The sequence below is a fragment of the Rhodoplanes sp. genome (assembly GCF_013377085.1).
GTDB lineage: Bacteria > Pseudomonadota > Alphaproteobacteria > Rhizobiales > Xanthobacteraceae > Rhodoplanes.
Map to the genome: position 1 here is coordinate 1 of NZ_JACAAX010000051.1, position 16,391 is coordinate 16,391.

The 16,391-nt window shown below is 69.9% G+C and carries 16 protein-coding genes and 1 pseudogene; 11 read left to right on the top strand and 6 right to left on the bottom strand.

All coding sequences use genetic code 11. The annotated features are described in order from the left end of the window. The 7 genes and pseudogenes from HXX10_RS25530 to tgt form a co-directional block, all read left to right on the top strand. Positions 1-428, top strand: a pseudogene (locus HXX10_RS25530) (hypothetical protein); the annotation flags it as partial. Between the two features lie 148 nt (positions 429-576). Beyond that, entirely contained in the window at positions 577-1,188 is a 612-nt protein-coding gene (locus HXX10_RS25535; protein ID WP_296526124.1) for a LysE family translocator, read from the top strand. Positions 1,189-1,253: 65 nt separating this feature from the next. Next, positions 1,254-1,766, top strand: coding sequence for a pantetheine-phosphate adenylyltransferase (gene coaD / locus HXX10_RS25540; RefSeq protein ID WP_296526125.1), 513 nt, complete (start codon positions 1,254-1,256; stop codon positions 1,764-1,766). Positions 1,767-1,867: 101 nt separating this feature from the next. Further along, entirely contained in the window at positions 1,868-2,425 is a 558-nt protein-coding gene (locus tag HXX10_RS25545) for a peptidylprolyl isomerase (protein WP_296526127.1), read from the top strand. 113 nt (positions 2,426-2,538) lie between these two features. After that, the gene (locus HXX10_RS25550; protein WP_296526128.1) at positions 2,539-3,009 is read left to right on the top strand and encodes a peptidylprolyl isomerase; all 471 of its coding nucleotides are present in this window, start codon (positions 2,539-2,541) and stop codon (positions 3,007-3,009) included. A 160-nt stretch (positions 3,010-3,169) separates the two neighbouring features. Continuing rightward, positions 3,170-4,249 (top strand): tRNA preQ1(34) S-adenosylmethionine ribosyltransferase-isomerase QueA, encoded by a 1,080-nt coding sequence (queA, locus tag HXX10_RS25555; RefSeq protein ID WP_296526177.1) that lies wholly within the window; start codon positions 3,170-3,172, stop codon positions 4,247-4,249. A gap of 230 nt (positions 4,250-4,479) precedes the next feature. After that, positions 4,480-5,604: a tRNA guanosine(34) transglycosylase Tgt gene (tgt, locus tag HXX10_RS25560; protein ID WP_296526129.1), complete on the top strand. Its 1,125-nt coding sequence runs from the start codon at positions 4,480-4,482 to the stop codon at positions 5,602-5,604. A gap of 90 nt (positions 5,605-5,694) precedes the next feature. On the opposite strand, the gene HXX10_RS25565 is transcribed toward tgt, so the two are convergent. From HXX10_RS25565 to HXX10_RS25590, 6 genes are all read right to left on the bottom strand, one after another. After that, a complete protein-coding gene (locus HXX10_RS25565) occupies positions 5,695-6,657 on the bottom strand; it encodes a tripartite tricarboxylate transporter substrate binding protein (protein WP_296526130.1) in 963 nt (320 codons plus the stop codon). 188 nt (positions 6,658-6,845) lie between these two features. Then, positions 6,846-8,273: an MmgE/PrpD family protein gene (locus HXX10_RS25570; protein WP_296526131.1), complete on the bottom strand. Its 1,428-nt coding sequence runs from the start codon at positions 8,271-8,273 to the stop codon at positions 6,846-6,848. A 71-nt stretch (positions 8,274-8,344) separates the two neighbouring features. Then, complete coding sequence (locus tag HXX10_RS25575) at positions 8,345-9,331, bottom strand: tripartite tricarboxylate transporter substrate binding protein (protein ID WP_296526132.1); 987 nt, start codon at positions 9,329-9,331, stop codon at positions 8,345-8,347. A gap of 182 nt (positions 9,332-9,513) precedes the next feature. Further along, positions 9,514-10,779 (bottom strand): cyclopropane-fatty-acyl-phospholipid synthase family protein, encoded by a 1,266-nt coding sequence (locus tag HXX10_RS25580; RefSeq protein WP_296526133.1) that lies wholly within the window; start codon positions 10,777-10,779, stop codon positions 9,514-9,516. Next, positions 10,776-11,582, bottom strand: coding sequence for a DUF1365 domain-containing protein (locus tag HXX10_RS25585; protein WP_296526134.1), 807 nt, complete (start codon positions 11,580-11,582; stop codon positions 10,776-10,778). The genes HXX10_RS25580 and HXX10_RS25585 overlap by 4 nt, the downstream gene beginning before the upstream one ends. After that, positions 11,579-12,946, bottom strand: a complete 1,368-nt coding sequence (locus tag HXX10_RS25590; RefSeq protein ID WP_296526136.1) for an NAD(P)/FAD-dependent oxidoreductase — start codon at positions 12,944-12,946, stop codon at positions 11,579-11,581. Before HXX10_RS25590 ends, HXX10_RS25585 begins: the two co-directional genes overlap by 4 nt. Positions 12,947-13,181: 235 nt before the next feature. Here HXX10_RS25590 and HXX10_RS25595 point away from each other — a divergent pair, with 235 nt between their 5' ends. Genes HXX10_RS25595 through HXX10_RS25610 form a run of 4 tightly spaced genes read left to right on the top strand, consistent with a single transcriptional unit; the run spans position 13,182 to position 16,278 of the window. Continuing rightward, positions 13,182-13,754 carry a sigma-70 family RNA polymerase sigma factor gene (locus HXX10_RS25595; protein ID WP_296526137.1) on the top strand — a complete coding sequence of 191 codons (573 nt, stop codon included), beginning with the start codon at positions 13,182-13,184 and terminating at the stop codon, positions 13,752-13,754. Continuing rightward, positions 13,751-14,401 carry a ChrR family anti-sigma-E factor gene (locus tag HXX10_RS25600; RefSeq protein ID WP_296526138.1) on the top strand — a complete coding sequence of 217 codons (651 nt, stop codon included), beginning with the start codon at positions 13,751-13,753 and terminating at the stop codon, positions 14,399-14,401. The genes HXX10_RS25595 and HXX10_RS25600 overlap by 4 nt, the downstream gene beginning before the upstream one ends. A gap of 15 nt (positions 14,402-14,416) precedes the next feature. Continuing rightward, positions 14,417-15,253, top strand: a complete 837-nt coding sequence (locus HXX10_RS25605; RefSeq protein ID WP_296526139.1) for a DUF1295 domain-containing protein — start codon at positions 14,417-14,419, stop codon at positions 15,251-15,253. After that, positions 15,250-16,278, top strand: a complete 1,029-nt coding sequence (locus tag HXX10_RS25610) for a cyclopropane-fatty-acyl-phospholipid synthase family protein (RefSeq protein WP_296526140.1) — start codon at positions 15,250-15,252, stop codon at positions 16,276-16,278. Before HXX10_RS25605 ends, HXX10_RS25610 begins: the two co-directional genes overlap by 4 nt. Positions 16,279-16,391 lie beyond the last annotated feature (113 nt).

A 16,391-nucleotide genomic window follows, 5' to 3' on the forward strand; every position in this document is an offset into this window, starting at 1 on the left:
CCGCGGCACCGCCGCCCCGTCGGGCCGGCGAGCGGCTCGCCAGTGCGCCGCTCGAGCGGCTGCGCCCCTATGTCAACGCGCATGATCCGGCCAAGCCGGCCGCCGCCGGCGAGTCCGGGCTGATTGCGCGCCTTCAGGCCTATGCGACCTCGGGCGTCGGCGCCGACGCGCTGCGTGACGCCGCCCTCGCGGCACGACCCGCCGGCCTCGAGCCGCCCGGCACCAGCACCGGACCGGAGGTCGGCCGTACGCCGGAGCGCAGCGTCACGGCCCCGGCCGTGGACCCCGCGGCCGATCCCCACGGCGGCATGGGCCATGGCGGTCCCGCCGCCGGAGCCGCGGGCACGCCGGCCGAGCCGCCCGCCATGGCCGGTCCTCCGGTCGGCAGCACGGCCCCGACCACACAGTCCAACGAGGACAATCGCTGAGGCACTGACGCTCGCGGCTGAAGTTTTTCAAGAACTTCAGCCGCGTCGTCCAACGGATTAAAATGTCTTCAGAAAAGTCTTGCGCCGAACCGTCGGGGAGAGGCGTCGAAACGCCGTGTTGGTCGCCGCCGGCGGGCGGGAGGGACCGTTGAATCCCGACCTGTTCATCCCCTTCCTGCTGCTCACCTTGGTGCTGATCCTCACGCCGGGGCCGATCGTCACCCTGATGATCTCGACCGGCGCGACGCAGGGCCCGCGGGCCGTGCTCGCCACCTCGGTCGGCACCATGGCGGGCAATACCGTGCTGATCGGCTCGGTGGCGTTCGGCCTGAGCCTGGTTCTGGCGAGCGCCGCCGTGGTGTTCGAGGTCATCCGCTGGGCCGGCGTCGCCTATCTGATCTGGCTCGGCGTCCAGGCTTTTCGGCGGGCCGGGCAAGGGGCGGCCGCGCCGGCGCCCGGCGGCGTCCACGTCTCGCGCGGCTTTCTGGTCGCGGTGTCGAACCCCAAGACCATGGCGTTCTTCACGGCCTTCCTGCCGCAATTCGTCGACCCGAGCCTGCCGACGACCTTCCAGCTCGCCGTCATGGTGGCCGTCTCGGTGCTGCTGTCCGGCCTGCTCGATGCGGCCTGGGGCATCGCGGCCGGCTTCGGCCGCGCCTGGTTTCTGGCGCCGTCGCGCCAAAAACTGCTCGGCCGGGTTTCGGGTGCCGTGCTGATCGGCGGCGGCGTCTGGCTGGCGCTGTCGCGGCGGCCGGCGTGACGTCGCTGCATCACGATACCGTCCGGCACCTTGCCGGCTCTGCGCCGGCAGGCTAGACCCGCACCATGCTGCGCACCGCCCTCTATGCCGGATCGTTCGATCCGGTCACCAACGGCCATCTCGATGTCGTTCGCCAGGCCGCCCGCCTGGCCGATCGGCTGGTGCTGGCGATCGGCATCCATCCCGGCAAGGTGCCGCTGTTCTCGGCCGAGGAGCGCGCCGCCATGCTGGTGGAGACCTGCACGCCGTTGGCCGCGCGCGAGGGCTGCGCCATCGAGGTCGTCACCTTCGCCGGCCTGGTCGTCACGGCGGCGCGGGAGGCGGGCGCCGTCGCCCTGATTCGCGGGCTGCGCGACGGCACCGACCTCGACTACGAGATGCAACTCGCCGGCATGAACGGGGCAATGGCGCCCGAGATGGCCACCGTGTTCCTGCCCGCCTCGCCGCTGGTGCGCCCGATCACCGCCACACTGGTTCGCCAGATTGCGGCGATGGGCGGGGACGTCTCGGCCTTCGTGCCGCCGGCCGTGGCCGCCCGGCTGAAGGTCCGGTTCGCCGCCCGGCCTCCTGGACCCTGAGACGCGCGCTTCATGCGATCAGCCCGTTTCACGCCTCGCCGTCGGCGCGTGCCCGTCCGGGCCGCCGTCGATCGTTCCATCGCAACCCGCAAGGACGTTCCATGATCCGACTGATTGCCGCCTTCGCCGTGCTGATGCTCTCGGCCGTCGCGCAGGCCCAGCCGCTGCCGGCCGGGGTCGACCCCCAAAACACCATCCTGCTCGACACCAAGGACGGCCGCATCGTCATCAAGCTGCGGCCCGATCTCGCGCCCAAGCATGCCGAGCGCTTCAAGCTGCTCGCCCGCGAGAAGTACTACGACAACGTGCCGTTTCATCGGGTGATCGCCGGCTTCATGGCGCAGACCGGCGACGGCCAGTTCGGCAACGGCACGGGCGGCTCGAAATATCCGAACCTGCCGGCCGAGTTCTCCAACGTGCCGTTCAAGCGCGGTATCGTCGGCATGGCCCGCTCCAGCGATCCCAACTCGGCCAACAGCCAGTTCTTCATCATGTTCGCCGAGAACCCCGGCCTCGACGGCAAGTACACGGTGGTCGGCGAGGTGGTCAGCGGCATGAACGTCGTCGACAAGGTCAAGAAGGGCTCGGAGACCGACAACGGGCGGGTCACCAATCCGGACAAGATCGTCCGCATGCAGGTCGCCGCCGACGCCAAATGATCGCGGCGCGAAAAATGATCACTGCCTAGGAGACGCATCGGCCGCGGCCCGAAGCGCCGCGCCGATGACGAGACGACAAACCGAGTTCGCCAACCAGGGACAGCCAAAGAACCATGAGCGAAGCGACCGAGAACACCCTTCTGCTGGAGACCACCAAGGGCCCCGTCACCATCGAGATGCGGCCCGACCTCGCGCCCGGCCATGTCGCGCGGATCAAGGAGCTGGTCCGCCAGGGTTTTTACGACGGCATCGTGTTCCACCGCGTGATCGAAGACTTCATGGCCCAGACCGGCTGCCCGCACGGCACCGGCACGGGCGGCTCCGGCCAGAAGCTCAAGGCCGAGTTCTCCAAGGAGAAGCACACCCGCGGCACCGTCTCGATGGCCCGCGCCCAGAGCCCGGATTCGGGCGACAGCCAGTTCTTCATCTGCTTCACCGACGCGACCTGGCTCGACGGCCAGTACACGGTTTGGGGCAAGGTGACGGCCGGCATGGACAACATCGACAAGATCGAGCGCGGCGAGCCGGTCAAGACTCCCGACAAGATCATCACGGCCCGCATGGCCGCCGACGCGGCGGCCTGATCCGGCGCTTCTTCACCTTTCCCCGCGCGCGGGGAGAGGTCGACGCGCGCCGCGCGGCGGGTGAGGGGGCGCCTCCGTATCCACGCAACGCCGCCTCATCCCGACCTTCTCCCCGCGCGCGGGGAGAAGGAGAGCGGTCTCCGTGCCGGCGACTTTCATCATGCGCACCGATCTCTTCGATTTCGTCCTGCCGCCCGACCTGATCGCGCTGCGGCCCGCGAGCCCGCGCGATTGCGCGCGGCTGCTGGTCGTGCGTCCCGGCGGCGCTCCGGAGCTCGACGACCGCGTCGTGCGCGACCTGCCGGCGCTGCTGCGCCCCGGCGACCAGATCGTCGTCAACGACACCAAGGTGATCCCGGCGCAGCTTTTCGGCCGGCGGCTCGGCCGCGGGGCGGAGGCCCGCGTCGAGGCGACGCTGATCGAGCGGCTCGACGGCTCGCGCTGGCGGGCCCTGGTCAAGGGCGCCAAGAAGCTCGCCGCCGGCGACGTGGTGCGGTTCGGCGACGAGGGAAAGGTCTGCTTCCTCGGCCAGCTCGATGCCACGGTGGAGCAGAAGGGCGACGACGGCGCCGTGACGCTGGCGTTCGCGTTCCACGGCCCGGTGCTCGACCAGGCGATCGACGAGCGCGGCGCCATGCCGCTGCCGCCCTATATCGCGGCGCGCCGTCCTGCCGACGAAAAAGACCGCGCCGACTACCAAACCCTGTTCGCCCGCCAGGAGGGGGCGGTGGCGGCGCCGACCGCCGGCCTGCACTTCACCGACGACCTTTTGGCGCGCCTGTCCATGGCCGGCATCGGGCTGCACACCGTGACGCTGCATGTCGGCCCCGGCACGTTCCTGCCGGTGAAAGCGGAGGACACGGCGGATCACCGCATGCATGCCGAGCACGGCGTGGTGACGGCCGAGACGGCCGCGGCCTTGAACGCGGCGCATGAAAAGGGCGGCCGCATCGTCGCGGTCGGCTCGACCTCGCTGCGGCTCCTGGAAAGCGCCGCCGCCGAAACCGGCGTGATCCGGCCGTTTGCCGGCGCGACCTCGATCTTCATCACGCCGGGCTACTGTTTCCGCGCCGTCGACGTGATGATGACCAACTTCCATCTGCCGCGCTCGACCCTGTTCATGCTGGTCGCGGCCTTCTCCGGCCTCGACACCATGCGGCGCGCCTACGCGCATGCGATCGAGACGCGATATCGCTTCTATTCCTATGGCGATGCCAGCCTGCTGTTCCGCGGCGCGTGAGCCGGCCCATCACGTCGGAAGACGGGACTAGACTATTTTCCGCCGAGGTCGACCCACACTCCGTTCATTCCCGCGAAAGCGGGAATCCAGTGCCACGCGTCGAGTGGCCCCTGGATCCCCGCTTTCGCGGGGACGAGCGGACATCAGGATTGATTCATCGCTATCGAAAACTGCTCTAGGCCGCGCCATCTGATATTCAGTGTCCCCGACACGGACCCGAGACACTCTCGATGAACTTCGATCTCCTCTCCACCGACGGCGCCGCCCGGCTCGGCACGCTCGAGACGCCGCACGGCACGGTGCGCACGCCCGCCTTCATGCCGGTCGGGACGCAGGCCGCCATGAAGGGCGTGCACTGGCACGAGGTGCGCGAGGCGGGCGCCGACATCGTGCTGTCCAACACCTATCACCTGATGCTCCGGCCCGGCGCCGAGCGCATCGGAAAACTCGGCGGGCTGCACGCCTTCATGGGCTGGTCGGGCCCGATCCTCACGGACTCCGGCGGCTTTCAGGTGATGTCGCTGTCGGACCTGCGAAAGGTCGACGAGCAAGCGGTGACGTTCCGCTCGCATGTCGACGGGGCCACCGTGGTGCTGTCGCCGGAGCGCGCCGTGGACATTCAGCGGCTGCTCGGCTCCGACATCGCCATGCAGCTCGACGAATGCGTCGCGCTGCCGGCCGAGCGGGCCGATCTGGCCCGCGCGATGAATCTGTCGCTGCGCTGGGCGGAGCGCTGCAAGCGCGCCTTCGAGCCGGATCTTCCCTCGGGCCGCGCCCTGTTCGCCATCGTCCAGGGCGGGGACGTTCCGGCGCTTCGTCGCGAGAGTGCGCAAAAACTCGTCGAGATGGATTTTCAGGGCTACGCCATCGGCGGACTGGCGGTCGGCGAGCCCCAAGAGACCATGCTGGCCATGATCGAGGAGACGGCGCCGCTGCTTCCCGAGGACCGGCCGCGCTACCTGATGGGGGTCGGTACGCCGGACGATCTTTTGAAGTCGGTGGCGCGCGGCATCGACATGTTCGATTGCGTGCTGCCGACCCGCAACGGCCGCCACGGGCTCGCCTATACGCGCTTCGGGCCGGTCAATCTGAAGAACGCGCGCCACCAGGAGGACCCACGGCCGCTCGATCCGGAGAGCCCGTGCCGGATCGCCCGCGAGGTGCCGCGCGCCTATCTGCACCACCTGGTGCGGGCGAACGAGACGCTCGGCGCGATGTATCTCAGCATCGTCAACATCGCCTATTTCCAGACCCTGATGCAGGGCGTGCGCGCCGCCATCGCGGAGCGCCGCTTCGCCGATCACGCGAGCGCCGTCACGGCCGGCTGGAGCGCCGGCGACCTGCCGGCGCTGTGAGGGCAGTGCGGGTGAAGTGATTGCAGATTCGCGGCGCCAGCTCTCCCTCTCCCCGCATGGCGGGGAGAGGTGAAGCAAGGGCGCATCGGATCAATCCTGCTGCATGCCGCCCGACTTGGCGTAGACCTCGAGCCGGCTGCGCTCGTCGGCGATGTAGCGGGCGAAGTCCTCGATCGAGCCTTCCGCCGTCTCGATGTCGGAGGCCGCCAGCTTGGCCTTCACCTCCGGAGACTTCATGGCAGTCTGGATGGCGGCGTTCATCCTCTCGATGATCGGCTGCGGCGTTCCCTTGGGCGCGTAGAGGCCGGCCCAGTGGCCGATCCGGATGTTGGGGAAGCCCTGCTCGGTCGCGGTGGCGAGATCCGGATAGGTGCTCATGCGCTTGCCGTGGGTCGAGGCGATCGCCTTGAGGTTGCCGGCGCGCACCTGCGGCAGCACCACGATGCTGGCCTCCGAGGTCGCCGGCACGCTGTTCTGCAGCACCGCCGTGACACCCTCGCCGCCGCTCTTGTAGGGGACGATCTGCAGGTTCAGGCCGGAGGCCTCGCGCAGCATCTCGGCGACGAAATGCGGGGTGGTGCCGCGCCCCGCGGTCGCCCAGTCGGTGCCGCCGGGCCGGCTCTTGGCCCAGGCGACGAAGCTCTTCAGGTCGGTCGCCGGCACGCTCGGATTGATCGCGATGATCGAGGGCGACACCGCGATCATGCCGACCGGGACGAGGTCGGAGTCCGCGTAGGGCAGCTTCTTCGACAGGAGGCTGTTGACCACGACGCCACCGGCGCCGATCAGGAACGTGTAGCCGTCTGGCCGCGACTTCGCGACATAGTCGGTGCCGATCACGGCGCCGGCGCCCGGCTTGTTCTCGATCACCACCGGCTTGCCGATCTGCTTCGACACGGCCTCGGCGGCGACCCGCGCGACCAGGTCGTTGGCACCGCCGGGACCGAACGGGACGATCCAGCGGACGGTGGTTTCGGGCCATTCGGCCTGGGCCGAGAATGTGCCGCCGAGAAGCAGGAGAGCCGCGAGCAGAGCGCGGGGGAGGGTCATCATGGTCATCCCTGAAACGACAGTGTGGGGCCGAAGCCCGCCGCCGGGGACGTGTCGCCGATGAGGTGAGACATGGACGCGGCCGGCGGCGCGGAGCGATGAACGCCCGCGTTCTGGCGGGTGGGGCGGGTCGTGCCGGACCGGCGCGAGCGGCCGCCCGCCGAAAGATTACATCGCGGTCCGGCCGCTGGCTACGGCCGAACCACGGCCGGGTCGAACGGCATGCGTGCTGCTCCGGCGTGCATCGGGATGCCTTGCGGTGGCGTCCAGGCGCGGCCGAGGGCGGCGACGTCGTCGAGCGTCTCGAAGGCCAGCAGCGCCTCGCGCAGCCGCAGCACGGCCCGGGGCGGCAGCGCCTTGGCGGCGCAGCCGGCGAATTTCGCGGCGATCAGCTCGGGCGGCGCCGGGTCCTCGGGGCGCCGGCCGTAGGGCGAGTCCATCTTCAGGTGGAGACGACGGCCGTCGGTCAGCGTCACGGTCAGCTCGGTCAGATAGTTGCCGTCGATGGCCTGCGACGGATCCGGATGCGGCGCGGCCGTGACCCGGCTCATCAGCTCCTGCAGGCGCGGCTCGGCGCGCGGTGCGGCGCCGAAACTGTCGAGCCCGATGCGGCCGTCGAGCAGGCCGCGGGCGAGGCAGTACTGAACGCTGAACTTGGCGTCGAGCTCGGTCGCCAGCGTCGGCCGGTCGACATGCAGCAGCCGCAGCGGATGCACCAGCACGTCCATGCGGGCGACGTCGTCGACCGTGAACGCGTGCCGCTTCGCCAGGGTGAACAGCGCATCGAGCGCCGTGTGGGTGCTGTCGCAGCAGGGATAGAGCTTGATCCCGATGCCGGGCTCGACGATGTCGAGCGGCGCCGCCCAGTCGCGCGTCGCCGCCGCGGGGTCGAAGGTGCCGGTGCCGTTGTAGACCAGGAAGAATCCCTGCTTGTGCTCGAACGCATCCGGGTTGGCCGTGAAGCCCTCGCGGGCCAGCAGCGCCGCCATCAGGCCGTTGCGGGCGCAGTGGCCGACATGGAACGGCTTGGTCATGGTGCCGAAGTTGGCCTTGATGCCGCTGGCCAGCGAACCGCACATGGACAGCGCCATGGCGACCTGCTCGGCCCGCAGGCCCAACAGCTTGGCGCAGGCCGCGGCGGCGCCGAACACGCCCATGGTGGCGGTCGGGTGCCAGCCCTTCTCGTAGTGATGGAAGTTGACGCAGCGGGCGAGCCGCGTCTCGGTCTCGAAGCCGGCCACGAAGGCGAGCAGCAGGTCGCGCCCGCTGACCGTGCGGGTCTCGGCGAGCGCCAGCAAGGCCGGCAGCACCGGCGCGCTCGGATGGCCGCCGATCGCGACATTGACGTCGTCGAAGTCGAGCGCATGCGCGGCTGCGCCGTTGACGAGCGCTGCGCAAAGAGGGTCGAGGCGCTCGCGGCGGCCTATCAGCGAGGCCGGCCCGGGCGTGGCGAGCCCCGGCGTGCGCAGCAGGGTGCGCACCACCGGCTCGTCGGCGCCGGCGAGCGCGCAGCCGACCGTGTCGAGGATCACGGTCTTGGCGTTGTCGACGGCGCAGGCGGTGAGATCGTCCTGGCTCAGGCGGACGATGCGCTCGGCGAGATCCAGGCTGATGCTCATGATGAACTCGATCCTTGACCATGCGCCGGGACGGTGCGGCGCGAAAAGACGGAGCGTCGTCGTCGCGATCGTCAGTCGACCGTCACGCCGCTCTGGCGCACCACCGCCTGCCAGATGTCGAGCTCGCGCTTCAGGACTTCGCCGAAGGCCTCGGGGCTGCCGCGGAACGGCGCGGCGCCTTCCTCCTCGAACCGCTTCACCAGCCCGTCGCCGGTCGCGGCCTCGTTGATCGCCTCGTTGAGGCGGGCGAGCAGCTCCTTCGACATGCCGGGCGGTCCGACCACGCCCCACCAGGTGCTGACGTCGAAGTCCTTGACGCCCGCTTCCATCACGGTCGGCGTGTCGGGAAACAGCGCCGAGCGCTCCCTGCTGGTGACGGCGATCAGCTTGACGGTGTTGCCGCGCACCTGCCCGAGCATGGTCGGCACGGTGGCGAAGAACAGCTCCGCCTGGCCGCCCATCACGTCGACGGCCGCCGGCGCGCTGCCGCGATAGGGGATGTGAGTCAGCACCGTGCCGGTGCGCTGGCGGAACAGCTCGCCCGACAGGTGGTTGATGCTGCCGACGCCGGCCGAGACGTAGTTCAGGGCGCCGGGCTTCGCCTTGGCCCGGGCAACGAGTTGCTCGACCGTGTCGATGCCGATGTCCTTGTTGGCGACCAGCAGCAGCGGGCCGCGCCCGAGCAGGGCGATCGGGGTGAAATCCTTCAGCACGTCGTAGCCGAGCTTGCGGTCGATCGACGCCGTGGTGATGAAGGTCGAGGTGACGAAGAGGAGCGTGTGGCCGTCCGGCTTGGCGCGCGCCACCGCCTGGGCCGCGATGGTTCCGCCGGCGCCGCCGCGATTGTCGACCACGATGGTGTGGCCGAGCTTCGCCTGCAGGTAGCGGACGAGGTCGCGCGCGATCGCGTCGGTGCCGGCGCCGGCGACGAACGGCACCACCATGGTGATGGGGTAGTTCTGCGGAAAGGTCTGGGCCTGCGCGGCGACGGGCAGGAGCCCGATCGCCAGTGCGAGGACGAGACGGGCGGCATGGCGCGACGGCAGGGCCCGGATCATCTGCGTTCCACTCGATGTCGGAGGAGGTCGTCGGGACGTCGAGGGTTCAGCATATGTCGGCGACGCGGGGAGGCGCAAAGCCGCACGCGCCCGGCCGCGTGCGCCGGACGCAGTGCCCCCCTGATGTCCATGCATGCCGTCGGGGCGTCGCCCGCCGCAGTCGCGGGCGACGCCGAGCTCCGTCAGTCCGCAGCCGACTGCGGCCGCGAAAAGGCGAACAGGCCCACATCGATGGCGCCGAGGCGGAAGCCGGTCTCGCAATAGGCGAGGTAGTACTCCCACATGCGGCGGAAGCGGTCGTCGAAGCCGTGCGGCGCGACCGTGGGCCATGCGACGATGAACCGGTGCCGCCACTCGGCGAGCGTGCGGGCATAGCTTGCCCCGAACGCCGTGTCGGCGACCGGCACCAGGCCGGCGCGGCGCGCGTGCTCCAGCATCATGGCGCGGGTCGGCAGCATGCCGCCCGGAAAGATATAACGTTGGATGAAGTCGGGGTTCTTCCGGTAGCTGTCGAAGCGGCTCGCCTCGATCGTGATGGCCTGCAGCACCGCGGTGCCGCCGGCGCGCAGCCGGGAAAACAGCGTCTCGAAATAGGTCGGCCAGTATTTCTCGCCGACCGCCTCGATCATCTCGATCGAGACGATGCGGTCGAAGGCGCCGTCGACGTCGCGGTAGTCCTGCAGGCGGAGATCGCAGGCTTCGCCGAAGCCGGCCGCCGTGAGCCGCTGCTGCGCATGGGCGTGCTGCTCGGCCGACAGCGTCAGCCCGGTGACGCGGCAGCCGGAAGCGGCGATCTTTTCCGCGAGCGCGCCCCAGCCGCAGCCGATCTCCAGAACGTGCTCGCCGCCCGACAGCTTCAGCAGCGTCGCGATGCGGTCGAGCTTTTCGCGCTGGGCATCCTCGAGCGACTGGTCGGCGTCCGTGTAGATCGCCGACGAGTAGGTCATGCTGCGGTCGAGCCAGGCCGCATAGAAGGTGTTGCCGAGGTCGTAATGCGCCGCGATGTTGCGGCGGCTGCCGCGCTTCGTGTTGGCGCGATTGCGGTGGCGCAGCCGGTCGAGCAGGCGTTCGGTCTTGAGGCCCGCATAGACGTCGGTGAGGCCCGCGTCGTTCTCCGAGAACAGCGTCAGCAGCGCGGGCAGATCCGGGGTCGACCAGTCGCCGTCCATGTAGGACTCGGCGAAGCCGAGATCGCCGCGCCACAGCACGCGCCACAGCGGTCGCCAGCGATGCAGCACCCAGGTGGCGGCGGAGCCCGGCTTGCGGCCGCGATGCTCGATCCTGAGCCCCGACGGCAGCACCACGGTGAGGCTGCCGACATCGAGCCGGCGCAGCACCCGCGCCAGCAGATGACCGGCGAGCGATCGGCGCGGCCGCGCGACGGCGGCCGGACTGGACGCGACGGCATCCGCGTCGCAACGGGTGTCGCAAGGGGCGACGTGTGTCATGCTCCACTCCGCACGATGGTGACGGGTTGCGCCGGCGGGGCCGGGTGGGGCCGAAGCCCGATGCCCTTGCGCCACAGCTTCAGCGCTTCCCAGTGGATCGCCGCGATCACCTTGGCGGTGACCAGCGGATGCGTCAGGAACGTCTTCAGCAGGGTTGCGTCGCTTATCTCACGTCGCTGTCCGGTCAGCGCCGCGACGATCACGCCTTCGCCTGCCTTGAGGCAGCGGATCGCCACCGAGACCGTGCGGTCGGGCGGCGACACGCGGAACTCGTAGCGCAGGTCCATGTCCATGAACGGCGATACGTAGAAGAGCTTGTCGCACTCTTGCCGAACGGCGCCGGTCTGATCAGGTTCCGCCGGGATCAGATAGGAGTGGCGCTCGCCGAACGTGTTGGAGACCTCGTAGAGGACGGCGGCCAGCGTGTCGTCGGCGCGCCGGCAGAAATAGACGCTCAGCGGATTGAAGACGTAGCCCAGCACCCGCGGCATGCACAAAATCTGAACCGAGCCGCCGGTGATGTCGAGGCCCGCTTCCGCCAATATATTGTCGATTTGGCTGCGCAGCGGCTCGTCCGTGCCGGCGCCGTGATCGGCGTCGCGGAACGAGAACAGGTTGAGCTTTTTTCGCGAGAACAGTGTCAGTCGCGACGCCAGGTCGTCGATCTCGGCGAGGTCGAGCAGCATCCAGAAGCAGCGGTAGCGCAGCGCGTGCGACCGCGGCTTCAGGCGGCGATGGACCACGGCACCCGTGTAGACGGCGGATCTCGGGGCGGCAGATCTGGGGGCGGCAGGTCTCGTCATGCCGGCAGCGTCGGTTGCGGCACGCGCTTGCGTGCCTTGTCGAGCGGAATTCTGCCGCTCTCGTTCGCCACCGTCCAGGGGCGGCGCACGTCGCCGATCGCCTCGGCGACGGCGAGCCCGGCCTGCAACCCGTCCTCGTGGAAACCGGCGCCGAAATGGGCGCCGCAGTACCAGGTGTTGCCGACGCCCTGCAGCGACCAGAGCTGGCGTTGTGCCGCGAACGCCTCGAGATCGAACAGCGGATGCTCGTAGGTCTCGCTGTGGATCAGCGTGCCGGCGTGCGGCGGCCGCGGCGGGTTCAGGGTCACGAACAGCGGCGTCTCCTCGGGGAGGTTCTGCAGCTTGTTCATCCAGTAGGTGACGGTCACGCGGGGCTTGTCGCCGGGACCCGTCCGGGTTCCGATCGCGTTCCAGCTCGACCACGCGGCCCGCCGTTTCGGCATCAGCGAGTCATCGGTGTGGAGAACGGCGACATTGCGGCTGTAGCGGAAGGCGCCGAGCAGGGCGCGCTCGTCGAGGCTCGGATCGGCCAGCATGGCGAGCGCCTGGTCGGCATGGGTGGCGATGACGACGTGATCGAACTCGTGCGCCTCGTGGTTCTGGTCGATCACGGTGACGCCGGCAGCGTGCCGTTGAATGCGCGCCACGCCGCAGTCGAGGCGGATGCGGTCCTTGAAGGCGCGGGTGAGGCGCTCGACGTAAGTGGCGCTGCCGCCGACCACGGTGCGCCACACTGGCCGGTCGCGGATCTTCAGCAGTCCGTGGTTCTCGTGGAAGCGGATGAAGGCGGCGGCCGGATACTCCAGCATCTCCTGCGGAGCGGCCGACCAGATCGCGCCGGCCATCGGCAGCAGATGGTCGTCGCGGAACGCCCGCGAATAGCCGTTGCGGCGCAGATAGTCGCCGAGCGTGACATGCACCTCGTCGAGCCCGCCGGCGTCGTGCGGCGCCTGCCGGTAGAACCGCAGGAGGCCGGCCAGCATCGACCAGAAGCGCGGCCGCAGCAGATTGCGCTTCTGCGCAAGCAGCGCCGAAAAGCTGCCGCCGCCGTATTCCAGCGCGCCGTCGTCGAGCGACACCGCAAGCGACATGTCGGACGCCAGGGTCGGCACCTCGAGATGGCGGAACAGCGCCGTCAGGTTCGGATATGTGCTCTCGTTATAGACGATAAAGCCCGTGTCGACCGGCAGGCTGCCATGGGTCTTTGGGGTGCGCACCGTGTTGGAGTGGCCGCCGATCCGCTCGGCACGCTCGAACACCGTGACGTCATGGGCTTTCGACAGCAGCCAAGCCGCCGCCATGCCGGAAATGCCGGTGCCCACCACCGCGACCGAAAGGCGTCGCCCGCCCGCTTGATCCGCCATTGCCCCTCGACCCCGTGCGTGCGCCCGCCTGTTGCGGCTGAGATGGATTACGGAGTGGCCTTGCGGTTGGATCACCGGCGCGGCCGGGGCGTGCCCTGGTGATCCAAGCCGCCGGGATCGCCGTATCGGGGACATGCTTGTTAGAACCGCCAATCCCGATCACAGTCCCCTGGGCGGCGCCGTGGCGGTGCTGCTGCCGGGACGGCGGTCCCGGCCGTTCCGGCCGGGACAGGCCATGGCGACCGTCGAGGAGGCAGCGGGAAGCGTGCGGGACTACGACCGGCTGATCGAGGCGATCGCGGCGCGTCAGGACCGCGAGGCCTTCGCGGCCTTGTTCGGCCACTATGCGCCGCGCGTAAAAGCGTTTCTGATGCGCTCCGGCACGCCGGCCGACCTCGCCGAGGAGCTCGCCCAGGAGACCATGGTCACGGTGTGGCGCAAGGCCGCACTGTTCGACGCGGCGCGGGCAGGCGCCTCCGCCTGGATTTTCGCCATCTCCCGCAATCTGCGTATCGATGCGGCACGGCGGCAGCGCCGCGAGGCGCTGCATGCGCTCGCCGAGGAGCCGGAGGCCGAGCTCGCCGCCGCCCCCGACCACGACATGGTCGCGGCCGAGCGGCAGCAGCGGGTCCGCGCCGCCCTCGACCATCTGCCGGGCGAGCAGCGCCGCATCGTCGAATTGTCGTTCTTCGAGGGGCGGGCGCATGGCGACATCGCCGGCCTGCTCGACATTCCGCTCGGAACCGTCAAGTCGCGTCTGCGTCTCGCCATGAACCGGATGCGAGCATTGCTGGGTGACCTGATATGACCGTGGCCCATCATCCGACCGAAGCGACGCTGGCTGCCTTCGCGGCCGGGACCCTCGACGAGGGCCGCATGCTGGTCGTCGCAGCCCATCTGGCCGCCTGTCCCGACTGCCGCCGCAGCGTGCGCATGCTGGAGGCGACCGGCGGCGTCATGCTCGACGATCTCGCCCCGGCCGACTTCGCCGCCGACGGGCTTGTCCGCGCGATGGCGCAGCTCGATGCCCCGCCGGCCGCGCCGGTGGCGGCGCGGCGCGCCGAGACGATCCCCGGCCTGATGCCGGCGCATGCTCGCCTGCTCGCCCCTTACGATCTCGGACCATGGCGCTGGGTCGGCCCGGGCGTGTCGTGGCGCATGGTCGACGCGCCGACGCTGCCGGGCGGCCGGGTGTTCCTGCTCAAGGCCACGGGCGGCACCGCACTGCCCGACCATACCCACACGGGCACCGAGCTCACCTGCGTGCTCACCGGCGCGTTCCGCCACGAGCACGGCCGCTACGGCCCCGGCGACATCGACGAGGCGGACGACGAGGTCGATCACACCCCGGTGGTCGAGGCGGGCAGCGACTGCATCTGCCTGGTCGCCATGCAGGGACGGCTCAAGCTCAACGGCCTCCTCGGCCGGGTGCTGCAGCCTTTCGTCCGGCTCTAGCGGGGAGAGGCCGTCATGCTGGAGCTCTCCCTGCTGGTCGCCCTGGTCGTCGCCGCGGTGGCGTTCTCGATGGTGATGTCGGTCGCCACCGTGATCGAGCGGCGGACCGGCAATGCCGGCTGGGTCGACACCATCTGGACCTTCGGGCTCGGCGCCGTGTGCGCCGGGGCGGCGCTGGCGCCGCTCGGCTTCGAAGGCTGGCCGGCCGCCCGCCAGCTCCTGGTCGCTGTGCTGGTCGCAACCTGGGCGGTGCGGCTCGGTAGCCACATCGCCAAGCGCTCGGCCGGGGCGGGCGACGATCCGCGCTATGCGGCGCTGCGCCAGCAATGGGGCCGCGATGCGCCGCGCAAGATGGCGATCTTCCTGCAGATGCAGGCGCTGGTCTCGATCCCGATGATCGCGACGGCGCTTCTGGCCGCGCACCGGCCGGCGCCGGGACTGGGCCTGTCGGATCTCGTCGGCCTCGCGCTGGTGGTCGCCGGCATCGCCGGCGAGGGCCTGTCGGACCGCCAGCTCCGCGCCTTCCGGGCGGAAAAGGCCGAGAAGGGCCGCATCTGCGACGCGGGGTTTTGGGGCTGGTCGCGCCATCCCAATTACTTCTTCGAGTGGCTGACCTGGGTCGGCATCGCCGTGATCGCGCTCGACGTGTCGGGCAGCTACTGGGTCGGTTGGCTGGCGCTCGGCGGGCCGGCCTGCATGTATTGGCTGCTGGCGCATGTGTCCGGCATCCCGCCGCTCGAGGACCACATGCTGGCCCGCCACGGCGCCGCCTTCCGGGCCTATCAGGCGCGCACCAGCGCCTTCTTCCCGCTGCCGCCCCGTTCCACCACCGCGACGGACCACCCCCGATGAGCCTGATCGCCACCGCGATCGGCGGCGTCGAGCGCCTGCCGATCCCCGACCGCGTCACCCGCGCCGGCATCGCGTTCCTGGTCGGCCAGACCCGCCGCAAGCTCGTCGATGTCGATCCGGCGCTGGAGCGCCGCTTCGCCGTCGACATGGCGGAGCACCCGATCGCCGTCCATACCGGCGAGGCCAACGCCCAGCACTACGAGGTGCCGGCAGAGTTCTTCGCGCTGGTGCTGGGCCCGCGCAAAAAGTACTCGTGCTGCCTGTACGGGGAGGGGGCCGAGACGCTGGCGCAGGCCGAGGAGCGCGCGCTCGCCGAGACCATGGCGCACGCCGATCTGGCCGATGGCCAGAGAATCCTCGAGCTCGGCTGCGGCTGGGGCTCGCTGTCGCTGACCATGGCCGAGCGGTTTCCGAATGCCCGCATCACCGCGGTGTCGAACTCGCTCTCGCAACGCGCCTTCATCGAGGGCGAGGCGTCACGGCGCGGCCTGCGCAATCTTCACGTGGTCACGGCCGACATGAACGCTTATCGGCCGGAGCAAACATTCGACCGGGTCGTGTCGGTCGAGATGTTCGAGCACATGGCCAACTGGCAGGCCCTTCTGGCCCGCATCCGGACCTGGCTGACGCCGGGCGGGCGGCTGTTCGTGCACGTGTTCAGCCACCGCGCCGCGCCCTACCGGTTCGACCATCGCGACAAGACCGACTGGATCGCCCGGCACTTCTTCACCGGCGGAATCATGCCGAGCCACGGGCTGATCCGTGTCTTCGACGCGTTCAGCGTCGAAGCGGAGTGGCGGTGGAACGGCCGGCACTATCAGCGCACGGCCGAGGACTGGCTGAAAAGATTCGACGCTGCCCGCGAAAGGATTGATCCGATCCTGGCCGACGTCTACGGCCCCGACGCCGCCCTGTGGGGGCGCCGCTGGCGGCTGTTCTTCCTCGCCACCGCCGGCCTGTTCGGCCACGCCGACGGCGACGAATGGGGCGTCAGCCACTATCGCTTGAAGCCGACCGGGTGGTGAGCGGGCGAAGTCGGTCTTGCGACGCCACGCGACGCCGCGGCGTCGCGTGATCGCAGGATGACGACCCGGTCTTTCGCGCCGTGTCCCGGCCGAACCCAGACAATCCCTGGTCT

Bases quoted from the DNA above. Each gene is read 5' to 3' on its own strand.
- HXX10_RS25590 (WP_296526136.1), bottom strand. From the start codon at position 12,946: ATGGCGGATCAAGCGGGCGGGCGACGCCTTTCGGTCGCGGTGGTGGGC.
- tgt (WP_296526129.1), top strand. From the start codon at position 4,480: ATGAACTTCGATCTCCTCTCCACCGACGGCGCCGCCCGGCTCGGCACG.
- HXX10_RS25550 (WP_296526128.1), top strand. From the start codon at position 2,539: ATGAGCGAAGCGACCGAGAACACCCTTCTGCTGGAGACCACCAAGGGC.
- HXX10_RS25580 (WP_296526133.1), bottom strand. From the start codon at position 10,779: ATGACACACGTCGCCCCTTGCGACACCCGTTGCGACGCGGATGCCGTC.
- HXX10_RS25585 (WP_296526134.1), bottom strand. From the start codon at position 11,582: ATGACGAGACCTGCCGCCCCCAGATCTGCCGCCCCGAGATCCGCCGTC.
- coaD (WP_296526125.1), top strand. From the start codon at position 1,254: ATGCTGCGCACCGCCCTCTATGCCGGATCGTTCGATCCGGTCACCAAC.
- HXX10_RS25605 (WP_296526139.1), top strand. From the start codon at position 14,417: ATGCTGGAGCTCTCCCTGCTGGTCGCCCTGGTCGTCGCCGCGGTGGCG.
- HXX10_RS25570 (WP_296526131.1), bottom strand. From the start codon at position 8,273: ATGAGCATCAGCCTGGATCTCGCCGAGCGCATCGTCCGCCTGAGCCAG.
- queA (WP_296526177.1), top strand. From the start codon at position 3,170: ATGCGCACCGATCTCTTCGATTTCGTCCTGCCGCCCGACCTGATCGCG.
- HXX10_RS25610 (WP_296526140.1), top strand. From the start codon at position 15,250: ATGAGCCTGATCGCCACCGCGATCGGCGGCGTCGAGCGCCTGCCGATC.
- HXX10_RS25595 (WP_296526137.1), top strand. From the start codon at position 13,182: ATGGCGACCGTCGAGGAGGCAGCGGGAAGCGTGCGGGACTACGACCGG.
- HXX10_RS25600 (WP_296526138.1), top strand. From the start codon at position 13,751: ATGACCGTGGCCCATCATCCGACCGAAGCGACGCTGGCTGCCTTCGCG.
- HXX10_RS25575 (WP_296526132.1), bottom strand. From the start codon at position 9,331: ATGATCCGGGCCCTGCCGTCGCGCCATGCCGCCCGTCTCGTCCTCGCA.
- HXX10_RS25565 (WP_296526130.1), bottom strand. From the start codon at position 6,657: ATGATGACCCTCCCCCGCGCTCTGCTCGCGGCTCTCCTGCTTCTCGGC.
- HXX10_RS25545 (WP_296526127.1), top strand. From the start codon at position 1,868: ATGATCCGACTGATTGCCGCCTTCGCCGTGCTGATGCTCTCGGCCGTC.